Raw genomic sequence first — 19,933 nt, forward strand, 5'->3', positions numbered from 1 at the left:
TGACCATAAATCGATTTTGGTCATTCGGTCTGTGTGGACAACTCGGTGAGACAATATAGGAGGAAAAGTAATGAACATGTTGAAAAAGGAATGGCTTCGCATATGGAAAGACCGGAAAATGCTGCTGGCCATTTGCGGTATTTTAGTCGTTCCGCTGCTTTACAGTACTATTTTCCTGGCAGCCAACTGGGATCCGTATAATAAAACTGATAACTTAGCAGTTGCTGTTGTGAATAAAGATAAAGGATCAACGTTTGAAGGCAAAGAGCTCCATGTTGGAGACGATTTTGTGGATAATCTGAAAGACAATGATAAATTCGACTGGCAGTTCGTTGATGAATCGAAAGCAATGGATGGACTGAAGTCTGAGAATTATTATATGGTTGTCAAAATTCCAGAAAATTTTTCCGCAAATGCGGCTACATTGCTAGATGAAGACCCAAAACAGATGAATATTGATTACTATTCCAACCCAGGAAAGAACTATCCAGCCTCTAAGATAACAGACACTGCGATGCAGCAGTTGGAAAAAGAAGTGGCTGAACAAGTAACGGAGGAGTACGCCCATTCAGTCTTTGCCAGTCTTTCCGATGTAGCAGATGGACTTAAAAAGGCTAGTGATGGTTCCAAAGAACTTGCAGATGGTTCGAGCGAAGTAAATGAAGGCGCCAAAAACTTAAGCAAAAACATGGCGAGCCTTTCAACTAGCACAGCGACCTATACAGAAAAGGTCGGTGAAGCAGATCAAGGAATGCAGGAATTAGATAAAGGTGTTCAGGATCTTGCTTCTCAATATCCAGAACTTGATCAAGGTATTGCTAAGGTAAATGATGGTCTTCAAACATTGAATGGAAATAGTGATAATCTGGCAAGCGGATCTGATCAATTGGTTTCAGCCACTAATGATTTATCGTCTGGTTTAGAGCAGCTGCAACAGGCTACCGATCAACTGGCAGGTAGTTATCCAGAGTTGAATAACGGAATTGCTGCGGCAAATGAAAAGGCACAATCAATCAAATCAGGTATAGAAACAGTACAAAATAGCTTGGCAGATCTAGGTGACTTTGCACAACAACTGCAGCAGTCACAAGAGAAAATTAGGGATCAGCAAGAGAATCAAATACAACAGCTGGAGGATATTCTAACAAATGACGACCTCTCAGCAGATGAAAAACAGCAAGAACTGCAAAAGCAGATACAACAACTGGAGGGTGCAGCACCGGATCTAGATATACAGATTCCGAATATCGATCCAGAAACGATCAAGCAGCAGCTTACAGAAGTAACCACACAACTTGGTCAAATCAATCAGCTGGCTGAAGGTGCACAGCAGACGCAAACAGCCTTGAATGGCATTAATGATGCCACAGGCAAGCTTTCAGCTGGTGCTGCAGCTATTCAATCTGGACAGACAGATTTAAATGATGGAATTAATTCGTATACCGACGGGGTTAGTCAATTAGCTGATGGATCCCCTGCACTAGTATCAGGTTCACAATCAGTAAACGATGGATTGAATCAGCTGCAATCAGGCAGCACGCAGCTCACTGCTGGACTTGATCAATTGAACGCGAATGGTCCGCAGTTATCTGATGGGGCGCAGAAACTTACAGAAGGTTCTCAAACTCTGTCTGATGGTACACAAAGTGTGACAGATGGTAGTAACGAATTGTATGATGAGCTGGCTAAAGGTGCCGAAGATGCAAATATTAGTACAAGTGATAAAACAGATACGATGTTTGCCAGTCCAACTGATGTGAAGGATGAAAAATTGAGTACTGTGCATACCTATGGAGAAGGCCTCGCGCCATACATCCTTTCTCTTGGACTATTTGTTGGAGCGCTTGTATTCACAAATATCTTCCCGCTCCGTGATCCAGCAAGTAAACCGACATCCGGCTTTGCTTGGTTCCTGAGCAAATTCAGTATTGTATTGTTTGTCAGTGTGCTTCAATCACTATTTGCAGTCATTATGCTCGTCCATGTGGTTCACTTACAGGTGCATAGTGAATGGCGGCTGCTGCTATTCGCCATCCTATTCAGCATAACAAGCTTCCTGCTAATCCAACTGCTCACAGTTGCATTAGATAATGTGGGTCGCTTCTTAGGTATCATTGTATTGCTGATCCAGATAGGTGCAGGAGCAGGAACTTATCCGGTAGCATTGCTTCCGGAATTCTTCCAAGTTGTTCATAAGTTTGTCCCGATGACATATGCAATCAATGGGTTCCGAGAAATTATTTCTATCGGGGTTGACTGGAGCTATCTATGGCAGCAAGCAGGTTACTTGAGCATCTTTTCTGTGATATTCTTGAGCTTGACAATTCTCGTATATATATTGCAGAATCGTAAATTCAAAAAGAATAATGAAGAAGAGTCTGCAGTTTCTATGTAAAAGAAAAAGGGGTAGAGAACAATGATTACAGATAAAAAAGAACGAGTCATCGAAGCAGCAGCTTTGTCTTTTAGTCAATTTGGTTTCAAAGCGACGACTATGGCTTCTGTTGCGAAAATAGCCAAAGTAGCAAAGGGCACGATCTATACGTTCTTTGATAGCAAAGAGTCATTGTTCTCCACCATCCTTGAACGGACAATGAGGCAGTTGCAACAAGCAGCTGATACAGCGATACAGGAAGAAGCGGCTTTTCATGAAAACATCCAAGCTATGTTAGATGCGATTCTTGGATTCCGTGAAAATCATCAGCTGCTGATCAAGATGGGGCAAGAAGCAAAGGAATTGGGTACAGCAGAAGTTTTAGAGATTCTTACCCAAGTAGAGAGACAGATTCTTGATTATATCAAGTCAGTTATCATGAAAGAGAAGGCAAAAGGTATCGATACAAAACATGATCCTGAGCTGCTTGCCTTTTTAGTTTATAAAACATATATTGCGCTCATTTCTGATTGGGAGCGCCAGCACGAACCGCTGCCGAAGGAAACAATTTCAGAAATCATTAGAGCACAAATTCAATAAAAAATCCGCTGCAAATTATGCAGCGGATTTTTTATTGGCTGGCGCGCATTGCTTCTAATGCTTGTTGAACATTTGCGTAGAAATAAATTTGCTTTTTACGGAAATCTGCCAGTTTCACACTTGCTTTTGCTGTTCTCGGTTCAATTCCTGTAACGATGAGTCGAGCTCCCATCAATTGCAGCAATTGGTGAAGTCGCAGAATTCCCTCATGCACGTCTTCATTCAATTCCTGAACACCTTGCAGATCCATAATAAATGTTTCCTCATCATGATCATGAACATGGACTGAAATTCGTTGGTAAATCTCTTCCCAGCGTTCCGCATTGATATTTCCGACAAGAGGGAGTATGCAAACCTTCTCGGAAATTGGAACAAATGGAGTCGACAGCAGGGAAGCCTCATGTTTATAGTCATCTGCTCTAATTTCTTGGTTTTTGCGGTCAGAGATATCTTGTTGGACGCCAACAAAATATAATTTGTCTTCGCTTGGAACATATATAGGATACATGGAAAGCTCATTCCAGAAAGGCTTTCCATCTCTTCGATAATTCAGCAATTCTACGATAACAGATTGTTCTTCTTCTATCGCCTTGCGAACTCTGGCAACTTCTTGTCTAGAAGTTTTTTCTCCTTGTAGGAACCGGCAGTTCTGGCCAATGATCTCTTTTGTCGTGTAGCCTGTAACCTTCTCGAATGCTTTATTAGTATAGATGATCGGATTATCCGGCAGCGATGGGTCAGTAATGACAACGCCGGCACCTACATAATCGATGACTTGACGAAAGAAGGCATCGTTTATTTTGGTGGAATAGTGGATTTCTTTTTCCATAATATCCTTTCCTTCCTGAATAAGATTGTATTCTTATAGATTCCTTATTTCATGCATTCTAAACGCCATAATTCTCGGCAGCAGGAAGACTCATAGCTAGTTAACGTACATCATATAAAAACTTGTAGGGCCGTACAACAATTATATATAGTCGGTGAAGGGAACTATTGGTAAAATAATGGAGAGAAGATAGTGTCTAAAAGTGAGGAGATTCTTTATGTATAAACAAGAGCCCATCTTTCTGGAGCCCGCTTTGCAAGAGCGGATCTGGGGAGGTACTAAGCTTGCTGATGTATTCGGTTATCATTTGCCTTCCAATCAAACTGGTGAAGCGTGGGTTATTTCTGCTCATCCAAACGGACCGAGCAAGATACGGAATGGTGCATTAGCTGGGAAGACATTATTAGACGCATGGCAAAACCATCGTGAATTATTCGGGGAACATGAAAATGAAGATTATCCATTGCTTGTGAAACTCCTCGATGCTAAAACAGACTTATCTGTACAAGTGCACCCTGCTGATGCTTTCGCGCAGGAAGTAGAGAACGTACCGTATGGAAAGACGGAATGCTGGTATGTAGTCGATGCAGAGCCTGGGGCTGAAATTGTTTTTGGTCACCATGCACAAACGAAAGAGCAGCTGGAGCAGATGATTGATCAAGGAGAATGGGATCAGCTGCTGCGAAGGATTCCAGTGACTAAAGGTGATTTCGTTTATGTTCCAAGTGGTGCTATTCACGCTATTGGAGCAGGGATCGTCATTTTGGAAACGCAGCAAAGCTCAGACATTACGTATCGTGTGTATGACTACGGACGGAAAGATGATCAAGGGAATGATCGGGAGCTGCATCTGGACTCCGCCAAAGCTGTATCGACTGTTCCGCATGCAGCAACTGAAACAAAAAAAGCACCTGTGACGAATGGTGCACTTACAGAGCAGCAGCTCGTAAAAAGTGAGTATTTTACAGTCTATCATTGGCAGCTATCTGGTCAGACTGAGCTGAAAGCTCCAGAGTCGTTTCTGCAAGTGAGCATTATTGAAGGAAACGGAGAAATTATATTGGATGGTAAATCCTATCAATTGAATAAAGGAGATCATTTCGTACTGCCAGTTCACATCAACAATTATACATTGAACGGACAGCTCGAAGCGATTGTTTCTCATGTGTAAGAGCAAGTGATAACTTGCTCTTTTTTTCGACAGCATTCGTCTATTTCCTGGGAAATAGTTGGGTTATTTCTGCAAAGTTTTTCCTTCCCTATGCTATAATTGGGACACAGTTTAAAAAGACAGGAAAGGTGAACTATGAAACGATTAGCAGCAGTGTTGTTTGGGCTTAGTATGATGTTCCTGCTTTCTGCTTGTTCGGATGATCAGACAGCAAAGGATGGTCTGGATCAGTTTGTCGACAATTGGAACGCGCAGGATTTCGATAAAATGTACGAGCAGCTGACAGAAGAGTCGCAGAAGGAGATATCTAAGGAAGATTTCGTTAAACGCTATACAGATATCTATGATCAATCTGGCGTGTCCGATTTAAAAGTCACTGCTGGTGATGTTTCCGAGGATGAAGAGAAGTCAGATTCGGATACGCAGCAGCTGCCTTTATCAGTAGCTATGCAGACAGTTGCTGGAGAAGTTAACTTCGACAAAGACGCAGAGCTTGTCAAAGTAGATGGAGAAGACGGCGCAACATGGAAAGTGAATTGGGATCCTTCCTACATCTTTGCACAGCTTAATGACAATGAAAGTGTCCGTATCACTTCTGTCGAACCAGAACGCGGCCGGATTTTGGATACAAATGGAGAGGAGCTTGCATTCAATGCAACTGTTCCTTCTATCGGCATCATTCCTGGTCAGCTGGAAGGTGAAGGGATGACACGGGACGAGACGCTGGATCAAGTGGCTGAACTTCTTGATATAGATCGAGAAGATATTGACAGCTTGCTGGAACAGAGTTGGGTGACGGATGAAGTAGATGTTCCAATCAAAACATTGCGCCCAGATCAGCGTGATTTAGCTGCGGAAGTAACAGCACTACCAGGTGTGCAAAATACTGATACTACTTCAAGGTATTATCCATATGGAGAAGCAGCAGCACATTTGACCGGGTATGTGAAGAAAGTAGATGCAGAATTCCTTGAGAAGGATGACAATGCTTCCAATTATGATGCTAATTCCTCTGTTGGTTCAACAGGCTTGGAATCAGTCTATGAGGAAAAGCTTCGCGGTACATTAGGATGGAAAATCTACACAGTTTCAGAAGACAGCGATGAGCAAGAAGTGATTGCTGAGACAGATGTAAAAAATGGTGAAGATGTCGAGCTAACAATTGATATCAATACGCAAGAGAAGATTTATGATCAGCTGAAGGATGACAGCGGTGCTTCTGTTGCCTTGGATCCGAAAACCGGAGCTACTTTGGCATTGGTGAGTGCGCCATCTTATGATCCGAATAATTTCATTTTTGGCTGGGATGATGAAGAATACGAGAAGTTGTCCAATGATGAAAACAGTCCGTTTTCAGCTAAATTCAATAAAGCTTATGCGCCAGGTTCCACGATAAAGCCGCTTACAGCAGCTATTGGATTGGAAAATGGAGTCATTACGCCGGATGAGAAGAAGCATATCGAAGGGCTTAAGTGGGACAATGACGGCAAGTTCGGTAATTACAGTGTGACACGTGTTTCTGAGAGCTTATCGGATGTGGATCTCGAGGATGCACTCATTACATCTGATAATATCTACTTTGCGATGACAGCAGTAGATACAGGAGCAGAAAACTTTGAAAAAGGCTTGAAGTCTTTCGGTTTTGATGAGGAATTGGATTATGCATTCCCGACAGCAACATCATCAATTTCCAATGAAGGTCTTGATAACGAGACACTTCTTGCGGATTCTGGTTATGGCCAAGGGCAAGTGCTTATGTCTCCGCTTCATTTAGCAGCATCGTATACACCGTTCATCAATGATGGTAACTTAATCAAGCCAACATTACTGAAGTCAGAAGCAGAGGAAGCTGTCGTATGGCATGAAGGTGTGCTTCCGAAAGATGGAGCAGATGCTATCACCGAAGGTCTGCGCGGTGTTGTAGAAGACGAACGCGGCTCAGCACATAACCCTGTAGTCGATGGTCTGACTCTTGCAGGTAAAACTGGTACTGCAGAATTGAAGCAAAGCCAGGATGATAAGAACGGCACAGAAAATGGCTGGTTCGTTGCTTATGATTACGATAAGCAGGACATGCTGATCAGCATGATGGTAGAGGGTGTCCAAGATAAAGGCGGCAGCCACTATACTGTCGAAAAAGTGAAGAACGTCCTCAAATAAGGAAAAGCGTGCGGGTTCCGCGCGCTTTTTCTATATCAAAAAAATAAGCTATAATAGCATGTTGGAAGGGAATATAAATGATAAATAAAGGAAGGAGCTGAAGGGATGGAGAAAAAACGCTATTCACCATCAGGCACGCTGGCACTTGGTATTCTGTCGATTACACTTCCGGTGATCGGAATTATAACAGGTATTCTTGCACTTATATTTGCAAATAAAAGTATCAAGACAACAGAAGACACAGAAGCTGCAAAGGCATTGTATTTGGCAGGAAGAGTATGCGGAATCATCGGTTTATGCTATCAGGCATTTATCATCATCTATTTCATTTTCATAATCACTATGATCTTGGCAATGCCAGGGTATTATTATTAAAAAACAGCCTCGGACTCAGTCCGGGGCTGTTTCGTGTTCAGGAGTAGTCAAATCGACATCCTCCAGTTTATGCATCTTGGTTTTATATTTCACTTTATAGATAAGCCAGCATAGCAGGAATATCGGGATGCCGATATAAGAAGCGATGAATCCACCAAGATCGAAGCCGTCTTCGGAAAAGGCAGATACGCTTTGTCCGACTACAACAATGATACTCAATGTAAGTGCGAATATTGGTGCAAATGGATAGAACTTCGCTGTATATGGCAAGTCCTTGATATCATAGCCTTGTGCTACATACGCTTTACGGAAGCGATAATGACTGACTGCAATCCCGATCCAAATAATGAAGCCGGTCATACCAGCTACATTCAATAGCCATGTATAAACTACACCGTTACCGAAGAAGGAAGTAAGAAATGCTGCACACCCTACAACTGCGGTACCTATCAAGGCATTTACAGGAACGCCGTTTTTGTTCAATTTTCCAAGGAAACGCGGAGCTTTGCCTTCTTTGGCAAGGTTCCAAAGCATACGAGTGCTCGCATACATACCGGAGTTTCCAGCAGATAAGACAGCTGTCAGGATGACAGCATTCATAACGGACGCAGCAAAAGCGATACCAGCTTTCTCAAAGACAAGCGTGAACGGACTAAGTTGGACATCTTCACTTGCCAAGCTCTCTGTTGTATACGGAATGAGCATCCCGATAACGAAGATAGCCAGAATATAGAACAACAGGATACGCCAGAAAACAGATCGAATCGCTTTTGGAATGGATTCTCTCGGATTATCAGCTTCTCCAGCAGCGGCACCAAGCAATTCTGTACCTTGGAAGGAAAAGCCGGCAGCCATGAACACACCAATCAAGGCAAGAAATCCGCCATTGAATGGAGCGTCACCTGTCGTGAAATTCGAGAATCCCGGAGATTCCCCGCCCAAAATACCGATAATCATAAGTAGACCAACAATAATGAAGATAATTACAGTGATTACTTTAATCAATGCAAACCAGTATTCAGATTCCCCGAAGCCTTTAACTGAAATATAATTCAAGAGAAACATGATGACTAGACTGATTGCACTCCAAATCCAAGATGGAGAATTCGGGAACCAGAAATCCATAATCAGTGTCACGGCAACTAGTTCTGCTGCGATAGTTGATGCCCAGCTGAACCAATAGTTCCATCCTAGTGCAAAGCCAAGTGATTCATCAACAAACTTGGTCGCATATGTGCTGAAGCTGCCGGAAACAGGCATAAAGGCAGCCATTTCTGCAAGGCTGGTCATTAGGAAGAAGACCATACAGCCGATGAGGGCGTATGCCAGCAGTGCACCGCCAGGACCAGCTTCACTAATTGCGCCGCCACTGGCAAGGAACAGGCCGGTACCGATTGTACCTCCAAGGGAGATCATCCCTAAATGACGGGCTTTTAGCTTTCTTTGCAGGCGGGGCTCTGTGTTGTTATGTTTGTTGCTCACTTCTTTCACCTCGTCTATAGTATGGCATGTTGTTCTGGACTTACTAAAAAAAGCCGTATCAGATAGAATTGCTCTATCTGAACGGCTTATTATAAACAACAGCATCATTCTAAAATAATTAAGATAGCGCAGCACGTGTATGTTAGCTCACGTGATCGTTCTGAACCTATTCGGGTCAGATGCAGCTTTTGTACAAGCTGCGTACTATTCTCATTGATTAATGAGTGCCTATGCAAATCAATGAGTTCTTATGCAATTGAAAACCTTCCTAACTTTACTATACAAGGGGGCAGATTTCAACTGTATTCTAGAATGGATTAATTTGGAGCTTTACGGTGCTGTGTAGCGCACTCGTAGCTGTAGCCGATTTCTATTAAGGTAGATTCCTCAAAAGCACCAGCCGTAAACGTGATTCCGAATGGTTCACCAGCCTCCGTGTAGCCTGCAGGTACTGTGATGGAAGGATAGCCTGCTTTAGCAGCAATATCGCATCCATAATAGCTAGGGAAGATGATCGCATCGAGTTCTGCATCTATCATGACTTGATCAAGACCTTCTGTACGGGATTCCCGTATGTCAGCTAACCGGTCCTGCAGATAATCTGTCTGTTTTAATGTCCCATCTGTCTTCTCTGCTGCTTCAAGAATATCTTGACCGTGCAAAAGAGCAGTGTCGGTGTTGATACGGTTCCAATCAATCACTTCTTTTAATGTATGAGCGGGCAGATGCGCAGCGACTGTGCGTAAGTATCGATTCACACCATGCTTGAATTCATGGTAAAGCACACTGGATTCTCTCGTAATCTCCGGGACTTTTACTTCGATAAGTTCTGCACCTTGCTCGCGCAATGCAGTAAAAGCTTTCTCCATTAGTTCGCGTTTTTCAGGGGCAAGGTTATTCAATGTTTGTGCATCTATACCAAGCCGTTTTCCGTTCAGTCCATCCTTTTGAAGAAATTCCGTATAATCCGGAAGAGGTGGAGCGGAAAGGGTGGCTGGATCTGCTTCATCACGGCCGGCCACAACTTGCAGCAGGGTAGCTGCATCTTGGACAGTCCTTGTCATTGGTCCAGCAGTATCCTGACTATGAGCGATCGGAATGATTCCATTGCGGGAGAGCAGTCCGACTGTAGGCTTAATTCCAACAAGCGAATTGTTGCTTGACGGACTGAGAATCGAGCCGCTTGTTTCTGTTCCGATGCCGACCACAGCTAAGTTATTAGCGATAGCTGCACCAGTGCCGGAACTGGAACCACCGACATCAAAGCTGCCATATGGGTTTCGTACTTGGCCTCCGCGGCCGCTGAAACCATTCGGCATCGGCTCTGACATAAAGTTCGCCCATTCTGTCATATTGACTTTACCTAAAATGATGGCACCTGCTTCCCGCAGCTTTCTTACGATGAAGGCATCCTGTTTAGCAAAATTATCAGCAAGAACGATTGTGCCTGCACTTGTATGCATACCATCTGCAGTATCTATATTGTCTTTGATCAAAACAGGAATACCGTGAAGCGGCCCGCGCAGTTTTTCTTCTTTTCTTTCTATATCCATTTGTTCCGCAATAAATAAGGCATCTGGATTGATTTCCAATACACTATTTGTCCCGCCATCATTGGAATCAGCTACGCTAATGCGCTCTAGATAAGTTTGAACTAACTCAACCGATGTTGTGTTTCCAGATGCTAATTCAGCTTGTAAGGATGTAATCGTCATTTCTTTAATTGTAAAAATATTCATAGACTAGATTCTCCCCTGTAAAATGTGTATGATTAGAAAATCTTCTGTATTTAGACAAGTCGGACTTATTAATTATACTAAATTTTCTTGCAATAAACTTCTAGGGGATCCCGACTTTTCATTTATACAGAAGCATCCAGAAAGGGGAAAAAGATTTGGAAACAACAAAGACAGTCAAGGTGCTGACTGCTGATCCTAGTGCATTAGGATTATTCGGCCTTGCAATGGTCACACTAGTAGCATCTTCGCAAAAACTTGGTTTAACAGAGGGACTTTCCATGATTCTACCATGGGCATTCTTCTTAGGAGGCATTGCACAGCTGATTGCTTCCGCACAGGACTTCAAACACAATAATATCTTTGGGGCAACAGCTTTTGGTGCTTTTGGTTTGTTCTGGTTCGGTGTCGGCATGAGCTGGCTCATCCAGCTTGGTGCTTTCGGGGAAAACCTACAAGCCGCTTCAGACAGCCGCCAATTAGGTGTAGCTTTTATTGGATATCTTATATTCAGTCTCTTCATGACGGTTGGAGCTATGGGGACACATAAAGTATTATTCTTTATATTCGTAGCTATTGATTTTCTATTTATCGGTTTATCTTTAAGTTCATTTAATATAGCATATGAAATAACACATACGCTTGCGGGCGTTGCGGAATTAATTATTTCACTATTATCTTTCTATGGTTCTGCTGCTGCAGTGCTGAACGGTCATTATGGACAAACCGTCCTTCCGATCGGAAAAGCATTCGGAGTCTTCACAAAAAAAGACTAGAACAAGGAAGAGATAGTTAGCAAGGGGCAAAGACATGGCAAGAAATGATCGAGCATCTAATGATTTACACAAAGGTTTGAAAAATCGTCATGTGCAGATGATTGCGCTTGGCGGAGCAATAGGAACAGGCTTGTTTTATGGTTCTGCTTCCTCGATCGGACTGGCTGGACCTGCAATTGCACTTGCGTACTTAGTCGGCGGTATTATGATTTTCTTCATTATGCGTGCACTGGGTGAGCTCTCTGTAGATTCACCGAACTCTGGATCTATCAGTTATTACGCTTATCAAAACTTAGGCGATTTCTTCGGATTTGTTTCCGGCTGGAATTATTGGTTCAATTATGTTGCCGTAAGCATGGCGGAACTGACAGTCGTCGGTATCTATGTACAGTATTGGTTCCCGAGTATTCCTACTTGGGTCACGGCATTCGGTTTTCTGGTCTTGATTACATTTATCAATCTTTTGAGTGTCAAATTGTATGGTGAGTTCGAATTTTATTTTGCCATCATCAAAGTTATCGCAATTATCGGGATGATAGTTCTTGGCTTGCTTATTATCTTCACTGGTATTGGGAACGGCGGCGTACCGACCGGCTTCTCTAACTTGTTTGATGAGGGCGGCTTCATGCCGAATGGCTGGACTGGTGTGATCTTATCGCTTGTCCTTGTCATGTTCAGTTTTGGCGGAGTCGAATTGGTGGGAATTACAGCAGGTGAAGTGGATACACCAAAGAAGACGATACCAAAAGCAATCAATCAAGTTGTTTATCGGATATTGATTTTTTATGTAGGCGCATTGCTTGTAATCATGTCCGTCTTTCCTTGGAATGAAATCGATGGTCAAAGCAGTCCGTTTGTACAGATATTTGACGGTGTCGGAATTCCGGCTGCTGCAGGTATCCTTAATTTAGTAGTTCTCACTGCCGCGGTATCTGCGCATAACAGCAGTCTTTACAGTAACGGACGTATGCTGCACTCCTTGGCTAAGCAAGGGAATGCACCAAAGTTCCTGGGTAAAGTTGGTAAACGGACAGGGGCTCCGGTAGCGGCGATCTTTGTATCATCAGGGGTAGCAGCGATAGCAGTCATCGTAAACTACCTGTTCCCTGAAAAAGTGTTCAGTTATTTGATGGCGATTGCGACAATTGCTGTAATTATCAACTGGATCATGATTGTCATCATCCATTTAGCTTTTCGGAAGCGGATAGGAAAGACTGCAGTAAGTAAGCTATCTTTCAAAATGCCGTTATATCCGATTGCCAATTATGTGGTCTTGCTATTCTTAGTAGCAGTAATTGTTATTATGGGCTTCATCCCGGATTACCGATTGGCGCTTGTTATCTTGCCGATTTGGGTAATTATCCTTTCAATCGGTTACAAGCTGAAACGGAAATAAAAAAATGCGTATCCTTTATTGGATACGCATTTTTTGCGTTTTACACATGCTGCAGCATACGGAAGCTGCCGTTGGATAGCTGAATCGTTACATCAGATTGTGCTGCGATTTGCGGATCATGGGTAACCATGATGACACATTTATTCTCCTGGTGAGCGAGGTCGGTGAAGAGCTTTACAATTTCCTTGGAAGTCTTATCATCCAGGTTACCTGTAGGCTCATCTGCTACTATCAAATCGGTGTCACAGCAGAATGCCCTTGTGATAGCCACACGCTGCTGCTGCCCGCCACTAAGTGTCAGAACGCGCTGTTTTGCTTGCTCTTCGGAGATGCCGACTTTAGCCAGCATCTTTAAGATGTAGTCTTCCTGGTTCTCTACTTTTTTACCAGTGATAGCCATTGCTGAAGCAATATTTTGATAAGCTGTCATGTACGGAATCAGATTATAAGACTGGAAAATGATCGAAACATAATCGTGGCGGAAATTGCCAAGACCCATCTTGCGGATCGATTTTCCATCATATTCGATGTCGCCTTCCTTGGCTTTGTCCAGCCCTCCTGCCAAAGACAGGAAGGTGGTCTTGCCCGATCCAGATGTACCAGTGATCGTATAGAATGTGTTTTTATAAAAGTCGATATTCACAGATTGGAATAACGGGTTTTGTTTATCGGTGTACCAATAGCCAACGTTTTTGAATGCTAATAGTGGTGCTGTCATGTTTACCCCTGCTTTCTATTCTTGTTTCGTCAAAATGTTTTTCGGCTGCAGTCGAAGAATCGAGATGGATGGGATAAGCGCTGCTATAATTGCTACAGCTAATCCGATACCGCCAAGTATCAAGATGTTCTCCCATGTTACATTAATATTCAGACTGCTGATTGCTTCACTTGGCTGGCTGAACGCATCAGACACTGCTTGTCCTGGGCCACCGCCGCCCATTGGACCGCCGCCACCGCCACCGCTAGGACCTTGCTGCATGGACGTAGTTGTAGTTTCAGCAGATGCTGTTGTTTGTTGATCCAATAGCTGATTTCCTAGTACGTTCGCAATCGGATTTCCGAATATCGAAGACAATCCTACCGCGACAATGGCAATTACAACGATCTCTGTAATGAATTGTCCTGCTAGCTTCCATTTCTTCTCACCGATGGCCATAAGGACACCCATCTCATATTTACGTTCACGAATGGAAAGCATAACGATCAATGCAAGAATGATCGCCCCTGCAATAGTTACAAGATAGACGATGTTTTTGGCAAAACTAGCAACGTTTTCGATTGGTCCTACCATCTGCTGGTAAAGATCATCGTTTGCATCCAGTTGATACACGTCAAAGTCGACATCAGTTTTCTCCGCTGCAGCAATGAATGCATCGATATTTTCTGCATCGTCCATTTGGTACGTCACAGATTCAACTGTATCTGTGTAGTCTTCACCTTTTAGCGTGTTGGCTGCTGTATATGGAACATAAATCGTGTTATATGGATTCAGGAAGGAGAAGTTCATCGCTTGGTCGCTTCCAGCAGAACTTGTTTCGTAAATACCGACAATCTCCAGCTCTTGTGTCGTATCTTCATCACTTGCTGAGCTGATATTGATTGTATCTCCAACTTCTAAGTCATTCTCTTCAGCAAGCGTCTGCTCGATAACCGCAACGTTGCTGCCAGCATCAGATTCTTCAATGCCACGTCCGTCTACGATTTCGGCTTCTCCATCACTGAAGCTTTCTGCTTCATCACTAGTTAACGTACCATTTACAGTAAGGTCAGCTTGTACCATTCCGCCCCGACCTTGGTCACCGCCAGGAGCCTGCTCACTTTCTGTGTCACTGCTGTCATCTGTGGATGTGCTGCTTTCGATAATGTCGAAGTCTTCCGCATTAGCAGAAGCTGATACAGAATAGTTGTAGCTCTTCACATGATCTAAAGCTGCGATAGACTCTGCGTCATCCAAGCTGATTGGCGTGCTGGTGAACTGCGGCGGGCCGTCTGACTCGCTTTGCTCACTCTGCTGTTTCTCCATCGCTGCTTCTCGGTCAACTTGTAAGGTGACAGATCCTCCAAGCTCCTGTCTCGCCAATTCACTTGATGCTTTGGCTGCTGATTGAATCGTAAGTCCTGATAGGACGAAAACACATATGACGGTGAAGATCACCAATTGTAATAAGGTCTTTCCTTTTTTTGCTTTCATGCTCCAGAAAGCACGTTTCAAGAAATTCATCTTGCCATCTCCTTTACTATTTCCGGGCATGCTATAATGCTTCTGAGCCACACCCGCTTCGGTTAATTGCTAGTATGGGGGCATGTGCTGAAGTGCACTTGAAAGCTAGCTGAAGATTTGCTGAAAGTGAAAAAATCGGGAATCTTCAGCTGGTTTTCAGCTAGTTGTTCCATAATAAAGAAAAAAGAAGAATGGATGACAGGATGGAAAACATAAAAGTATTGGTCGTCGATGATGAACAGACAATCACACAGTTCCTGATGCTTGGCTTACAAAACGAAGGCTATATTGTTGAGAGCGCAGCTGATGGTATGCAAGCTATTGCCAAAGCAGATCAGTTTGAGCCTCATATCGTCATATTAGATGTCATGATGCCAGGGATGGATGGCTTTGAAGTGTGCCGGATGCTGAAAAAGAAAGGCCGGAAACTATCTATTATTATGTTAACAGCACGGGATCAAGTAGATGATCGTATTAAAGGGCTGAATGGCGGTGCGGATGATTATTTAGTCAAACCGTTCAGTTTTGAGGAACTGCTTGCCAGAATGCAGGCACGGATGCGCAATCAATTTCCGGAACTGGGCGATTCACTTGTAGCAGGTCCTTTACGAATAGATGACCGCCGCAAGGAAATCTACTTGGAGCAAGAGCTGCTGCAGCTTTCTCCGACAGAGTACGAGCTGTTAAAGTATCTTGCTATGAACCAAGGAATTGTACTGAGTAAGGCACTTATCCTCGATAAAGTGTGGGGATATGGGTTTGGCGGAGAAGAAAACATTGTAGAAGTGTATATACGCTCCTTACGGGAAAAACTCCACGATAAAGATCGTCAGCTGATCCGTACAATTCGGGGGGCGGGCTATCGCCTGGATGTGAGATGAAACGATTACGTAAATTAAAGCCGAGAACGTTAAATAAGCAGATCGTTGCTTTATCCTGTCTTATTCTTGCCATTATCCTGATAGTCGTCGGTATCCTGCAATACTTCTTGATGAAAGATTTCCTATACCAGAATGAAGCAGATGCAATGCAGTCACAGCTGCATTCGCTTCCGCCAGCACTGCTTGAACAAAATGATAATATGCATCAGCCACTGCTATTTGATCGTTCCTTGGCCAGAATCGATACGTCTGGAAACTACACAGATATATCAGAGGAAAACGGACTCTCCAGTCCGCGCCTTAGCCAGGAAGAGCTTCACAAGTATATGAATAGCCGAGATGATAAGTCCGCCAGGTACATTGTAATGGAGGATGAAGATGGAAAAGAGCAGCTCGTTGTCATTGTTGCTGATAGAAGGTTCGGTGAAATAAATGGTTACCTACAGGCAGGAACAGAGACTGCATCCATTAACGACGTCATCAAAGGGCAGCTGCAAGTATTCATCCTTTTGGCTATCGTTGCATTAGCTGCAGGCATCCTGCTTTACACACGAGTGATTAAAAAAGCGCTCGATCCACTGCACCGGATAATCCGGAAGGTAGAGCGGACGAGTGCAGAGAATTTGTCCGAACGGATGGATGAAGACTCAGAGCAGATTGAAATTAAACGGCTTACAGTCGCTTTCAACCAAATGGTAGAAAGAATCGACAGCTCTTTCCAGTCAGAAAGAGAAGCAAAGGAACAAATGCAGCAGTTCATTGCGGATGCATCCCATGAACTGCGGACCCCGCTTACATCCATTCACGGATTTTTGGAAGTGTTGCTGCGAGGAGCTGCGGATAATCCGGCACAGCTCTATCCAGCGCTTGAAAGCATGCTCAAGGAATCGAAGCGGATTAAGAAGTTGGTCGAGGATTTGCTTTTACTCACAAAGTTGGATCAGGCCGAGGATATGCATCTGCAGGAACTAGAAGTAAGTCCTGTTCTGGAGGAAATGAAGCCGCATTTTGATATGCTTGCAGGCAGCAGGAAAGTGCGATTTTCGGTGGATGAAAATCTGACAATAGCTGCGGATAAAGATAAATTGAAACAAGTACTATTGAATCTATTTTACAATGCAGTCCAGCATACAGATCCTGAGCAAGGAGAAATCGGTATAATCCTTGGTGGGTCAGAACATGCTGCTGAAATCATTGTAAAAGATAATGGATCCGGTATCCCGGAAGCTCATCTTCCACATGTATTTGACCGATTTTATCGAAGCGATAGTTCACGAGCGCGTAAGCAAGGCGGCGCTGGTCTTGGTCTTTCCATTAGCCATTCCATCATTAAGGCGCACAACGGCACGATAGAGGTAGAGAGTGAAGAAGGCAAAGGAACTATATTCCGAGTGTTATTACCTAAAAAAGAAGGAACCCGTAAATGAACGGGTTCCTTCTTTGCTATTAATCTTAGCGGGAGATTTCAATCTTACCAACTGAACCATCTTTGCTGTCTTCTTTGACCTCAAACTCAAGTCCATACTCCGGAACGTTACGTCCAGCCTCAGGAAGGGCTTTGTTCATATAATCTTTATCATCCTTGAACTTATCATAGCTCTTCGTGTGATTATCTTTCAGTGTCAAGCCATTAGTAGCGCGATAATCGAGGAACATCTTCTCAGATTTATCTTTGCTGAAGGCTGCATCATGAATTTGATAACGAGTGGATGCGACGGATTTATCGCTCCAGTATAGTGCCTTCCGATCAGCATCGACCACACCTAGGAAGCCTTCGCCTGGATGCGTGCCAGTCCAGTTGTTGTCATAAGAATTGTCGACATACCAGACTAGAAGACCAGTGTTGTAGCTCATCAAGCTGTCACCACGGCGGATACGGTCAAGGCCGATATCAACGCCATTATGTGTACGCCATTCTAGCAAGTAGTAGTGCTCAGAAAGGGAGACGCCTTTATCTTGAGCGAATCCAGTCAATTCAAAAGCGCTGTCGCTTTCTGCATCATCCGTTAGGACAGAGCTGCCGTCAGCTGATACTTGAATGTCATCCACATAGAACCCGGCATTGTTTACAGCTACATCCGTCCAATAGTTCAAGGACAGATCGATTTCTTGGCCTGCATAGGCACTTAAATCGAATGTAGCATCTACCCAGCCATCAGATGTACCAGTGATACCGTCACCTGGGTTTTGTTCGTTAGGGTTTTCTGTTGTCGTGATGCTACCAGGAACGGTTTCCCCGTTCACTTTGACAGAAGCATAATCCCAATCTTGTTCGATATCATACCACGTTTTGAATGTCAGTTCAGCAGAAGAGGCACTGGTCAAATCAACAGTCGTTGTCATGCTGTTATCAACATTATTGCCTTTACCGCTGAAGTAAGCATACGTGCCGCTGGCAGGCTTTGTGACTTCTGTTTCTTTATCCGGTAGGTTTACACGAATTACATCGTTGTTCGTACCTTTTGTTACAGCTTCATCCAAAAGCAGTTCTACTTTATCTCCATCCAAGTCCTCAGCTTCAATCGTCGTACCGCTCAGCCAGTTACCGCCATGTGCGTTTTGCAAATATTCCTTCGCATAAGCACTAAAACCTGACGGCTCGGTTCCAGGAACATCACCAGCCCAGCTTCCGCTTGCCATTATGGACCAATAAGCAACAGCTTCCCCTTGGCCGGTATAGTTTGTATCATACTCATCCGGCAAGCCTAGATCATGTCCGTATTCATGAGCGAATACTCCCATAGCTCCGTCTTCCGGCTCGATTGTATAGTCATAAGCAGCAAGCTGTCCGTCAAAGCGGTCACTAGTGGAGCTTCCGCCCGGAACTGCAACAAGTCCGCCAAGATTCCAGCGGTGAGACCAGATTGCATCGCCGCCAAGGCTTCCGCCGCCAGCTTCCTCACCAACACCCGCATGAATGACCATCAGGTGATCAATGATACCATCTGGCTCATTGTATACGCCGTCGCCATCATAGTCATCGCGATCCCACTGATCGTATTCGCTCAAGTCGATATTAGGGTCTTCTCCAGCTTTCGTTAGGGCTTCATACACCAATTCCCTTGCTGCCGCATCACTGCCGTCTGGAGCAGGGTCGTTGGCGCCATAGTAAGCTGCAGGATGATCAGCTGTATACCATCCGGCAATTTCTCCGTCAACAGTATAGCTGCCACCGGATTGCGCTTCATAGTACTGCTTCATAGAAGTGAAATCCTGACCGTCCGGACCAGTATAGCCATCTTCACCGAAGATCATGTTTTGGAAGTGGTCATGTGTATAATCCTCATACCACATATCCGTTTCTTCCGGTGTGATGGAGCTGTTTTGGTAATCAGGGAAGTCAATTGCAAGAACGAGTACTTTGTCTTCGCGTACTTCTCCGTCATACTCCTCTTCTTTCACGTTCTCTACTTTCTTATTTTTTTTCTTGTCTTTTCCTTTGTCCTTGCCTTTATCTTTGTCCTTATCTTTGCCTTTCTTTGATGCCTCTTTAGAAGCACTTGCTGCATTGTCGGCATTGCCATTTTGTTTGTCAGTGTCACTTACTACTGACTCATCAATTGCTGCTTCTTTCAGCTCATCCGGCAGAGGCTGTTTAGCAGCTTCTGCGCTTTTTTCTTCCCGTTCCTTGAGGTAAGCATTCAATGCTTCTTGAGCTTCAGCCTCAGTAGCATCTTCACTGATCTTTCCTTCTTCTTTAAGCAATTCAATCAATTTATCTTCATTGGCAATTGCACTGTCGAAAGGTCCGCCACTTTGTGCGGCTTTCGGCGAGTACGTCACAGCTGGTGTTTTTTCAACAGTTGCTTCGGCATGGGCTTCCTGCGCTGGCACAAATGATAATGTAAAAGTGCTAAATCCGATAACAGCTGCCATTGCAGAAGCCATCCATTTATTCTTCTTCAAGCAAGTCACTCTCCCTGTGCTAATAG

15 protein-coding genes are annotated in these 19,933 nt (G+C 43.9%); 9 read left to right on the top strand and 6 right to left on the bottom strand.

Annotation, left to right across the window (positions count from 1 at the left end):
* Nucleotides 1-70: 70 nt before the first annotated feature.
* A complete protein-coding gene (locus tag GZ22_RS11510; protein WP_038562654.1) occupies nucleotides 71-2,395 on the top strand; it encodes a YhgE/Pip domain-containing protein in 2,325 nt (774 codons plus the stop codon).
* Nucleotides 2,396-2,416: 21 nt separating this feature from the next.
* On the top strand, nucleotides 2,417-2,974 hold the full coding sequence (locus GZ22_RS11515) for a TetR/AcrR family transcriptional regulator (RefSeq protein ID WP_038562655.1): 558 nt from the start codon (nucleotides 2,417-2,419) through the stop codon (nucleotides 2,972-2,974).
* Between the two features lie 31 nt (nucleotides 2,975-3,005).
* Here the strand turns inward: GZ22_RS11515 and ytvA are convergent, their stop codons facing one another.
* Nucleotides 3,006-3,803: a YtvA family blue-light photoreceptor gene (ytvA, locus tag GZ22_RS11520; protein ID WP_051748220.1), complete on the bottom strand. Its 798-nt coding sequence runs from the start codon at nucleotides 3,801-3,803 to the stop codon at nucleotides 3,006-3,008.
* A 217-nt stretch (nucleotides 3,804-4,020) separates the two neighbouring features.
* Here ytvA and manA point away from each other — a divergent pair, with 217 nt between their 5' ends.
* The 3 genes from manA to GZ22_RS11535 all read left to right on the top strand — a co-directional run bounded on the left by manA (nucleotide 4,021) and on the right by GZ22_RS11535 (nucleotide 7,509).
* Nucleotides 4,021-4,974, top strand: coding sequence for a mannose-6-phosphate isomerase, class I (gene manA / locus GZ22_RS11525; protein ID WP_038562657.1), 954 nt, complete (start codon nucleotides 4,021-4,023; stop codon nucleotides 4,972-4,974).
* 135 nt (nucleotides 4,975-5,109) lie between these two features.
* Complete coding sequence (locus GZ22_RS11530) at nucleotides 5,110-7,134, top strand: penicillin-binding transpeptidase domain-containing protein (protein WP_084160730.1); 2,025 nt, start codon at nucleotides 5,110-5,112, stop codon at nucleotides 7,132-7,134.
* 105 nt (nucleotides 7,135-7,239) lie between these two features.
* Nucleotides 7,240-7,509, top strand: coding sequence for a hypothetical protein (locus GZ22_RS11535; protein WP_051748222.1), 270 nt, complete (start codon nucleotides 7,240-7,242; stop codon nucleotides 7,507-7,509).
* Between the two features lie 15 nt (nucleotides 7,510-7,524).
* Here the strand turns inward: GZ22_RS11535 and GZ22_RS11540 are convergent, their stop codons facing one another.
* Together GZ22_RS11540 and GZ22_RS11545 are read right to left on the bottom strand one after the other, a co-directional pair.
* A complete protein-coding gene (locus tag GZ22_RS11540; RefSeq protein ID WP_425427806.1) occupies nucleotides 7,525-9,009 on the bottom strand; it encodes an amino acid permease in 1,485 nt (494 codons plus the stop codon).
* A 299-nt stretch (nucleotides 9,010-9,308) separates the two neighbouring features.
* On the bottom strand, nucleotides 9,309-10,730 hold the full coding sequence (locus tag GZ22_RS11545; RefSeq protein WP_038562661.1) for an amidase family protein: 1,422 nt from the start codon (nucleotides 10,728-10,730) through the stop codon (nucleotides 9,309-9,311).
* 155 nt (nucleotides 10,731-10,885) lie between these two features.
* Between GZ22_RS11545 and GZ22_RS11550 the strand changes: the two genes are divergently transcribed.
* Both GZ22_RS11550 and GZ22_RS11555 read left to right on the top strand, forming a co-directional pair.
* Nucleotides 10,886-11,503 (top strand): acetate uptake transporter, encoded by a 618-nt coding sequence (locus GZ22_RS11550; RefSeq protein ID WP_038562662.1) that lies wholly within the window; start codon nucleotides 10,886-10,888, stop codon nucleotides 11,501-11,503.
* A gap of 34 nt (nucleotides 11,504-11,537) precedes the next feature.
* Nucleotides 11,538-12,899 carry an amino acid permease gene (locus GZ22_RS11555; protein ID WP_038562664.1) on the top strand — a complete coding sequence of 454 codons (1,362 nt, stop codon included), beginning with the start codon at nucleotides 11,538-11,540 and terminating at the stop codon, nucleotides 12,897-12,899.
* A 40-nt stretch (nucleotides 12,900-12,939) separates the two neighbouring features.
* Here GZ22_RS11555 and GZ22_RS11560 read toward each other — a convergent pair whose 3' ends face one another.
* Together GZ22_RS11560 and GZ22_RS11565 are read right to left on the bottom strand one after the other, a co-directional pair.
* On the bottom strand, nucleotides 12,940-13,617 hold the full coding sequence (locus tag GZ22_RS11560) for an ABC transporter ATP-binding protein (RefSeq protein ID WP_038562666.1): 678 nt from the start codon (nucleotides 13,615-13,617) through the stop codon (nucleotides 12,940-12,942).
* 15 nt (nucleotides 13,618-13,632) lie between these two features.
* Entirely contained in the window at nucleotides 13,633-15,120 is a 1,488-nt protein-coding gene (locus tag GZ22_RS11565) for an ABC transporter permease (RefSeq protein WP_038562667.1), read from the bottom strand.
* 203 nt (nucleotides 15,121-15,323) lie between these two features.
* Between GZ22_RS11565 and GZ22_RS11570 the strand changes: the two genes are divergently transcribed.
* Entirely contained in the window at nucleotides 15,324-16,001 is a 678-nt protein-coding gene (locus GZ22_RS11570) for a response regulator transcription factor (RefSeq protein WP_217258980.1), read from the top strand.
* Complete coding sequence (locus tag GZ22_RS11575) at nucleotides 15,998-17,428, top strand: sensor histidine kinase (RefSeq protein WP_038562671.1); 1,431 nt, start codon at nucleotides 15,998-16,000, stop codon at nucleotides 17,426-17,428. Before GZ22_RS11570 ends, GZ22_RS11575 begins: the two co-directional genes overlap by 4 nt.
* A 25-nt stretch (nucleotides 17,429-17,453) precedes the next feature.
* Here the strand turns inward: GZ22_RS11575 and GZ22_RS11580 are convergent, their stop codons facing one another.
* A complete protein-coding gene (locus GZ22_RS11580) occupies nucleotides 17,454-19,889 on the bottom strand; it encodes an immune inhibitor A domain-containing protein (RefSeq protein WP_409373574.1) in 2,436 nt (811 codons plus the stop codon).
* Nucleotides 19,890-19,933: the final 44 nt, after the last annotated feature.

Source organism: Terribacillus saccharophilus (assembly GCF_000725365.1).
Classification (GTDB): Bacteria; Bacillota; Bacilli; order Bacillales; family Amphibacillaceae; genus Terribacillus; species Terribacillus saccharophilus.

What these genes read in the sequence shown, in the direction of transcription:
- GZ22_RS11510 (WP_038562654.1), top strand. Translation starts at nt 71, where the DNA reads ATGAACATGTTGAAAAAGGAATGGCTTCGCATATGGAAAGACCGGAAA.
- GZ22_RS11515 (WP_038562655.1), top strand. Translation starts at nt 2,417, where the DNA reads ATGATTACAGATAAAAAAGAACGAGTCATCGAAGCAGCAGCTTTGTCT.
- ytvA (WP_051748220.1), bottom strand. Translation starts at nt 3,803, where the DNA reads ATGGAAAAAGAAATCCACTATTCCACCAAAATAAACGATGCCTTCTTT.
- manA (WP_038562657.1), top strand. Translation starts at nt 4,021, where the DNA reads ATGTATAAACAAGAGCCCATCTTTCTGGAGCCCGCTTTGCAAGAGCGG.
- GZ22_RS11530 (WP_084160730.1), top strand. Translation starts at nt 5,110, where the DNA reads ATGAAACGATTAGCAGCAGTGTTGTTTGGGCTTAGTATGATGTTCCTG.
- GZ22_RS11535 (WP_051748222.1), top strand. Translation starts at nt 7,240, where the DNA reads ATGGAGAAAAAACGCTATTCACCATCAGGCACGCTGGCACTTGGTATT.
- GZ22_RS11545 (WP_038562661.1), bottom strand. Translation starts at nt 10,730, where the DNA reads ATGAATATTTTTACAATTAAAGAAATGACGATTACATCCTTACAAGCT.
- GZ22_RS11555 (WP_038562664.1), top strand. Translation starts at nt 11,538, where the DNA reads ATGGCAAGAAATGATCGAGCATCTAATGATTTACACAAAGGTTTGAAA.
- GZ22_RS11560 (WP_038562666.1), bottom strand. Translation starts at nt 13,617, where the DNA reads ATGACAGCACCACTATTAGCATTCAAAAACGTTGGCTATTGGTACACC.
- GZ22_RS11565 (WP_038562667.1), bottom strand. Translation starts at nt 15,120, where the DNA reads ATGAATTTCTTGAAACGTGCTTTCTGGAGCATGAAAGCAAAAAAAGGA.
- GZ22_RS11570 (WP_217258980.1), top strand. Translation starts at nt 15,324, where the DNA reads ATGGAAAACATAAAAGTATTGGTCGTCGATGATGAACAGACAATCACA.
- GZ22_RS11575 (WP_038562671.1), top strand. Translation starts at nt 15,998, where the DNA reads ATGAAACGATTACGTAAATTAAAGCCGAGAACGTTAAATAAGCAGATC.
- GZ22_RS11580 (WP_409373574.1), bottom strand. Translation starts at nt 19,889, where the DNA reads ATGGCTTCTGCAATGGCAGCTGTTATCGGATTTAGCACTTTTACATTA.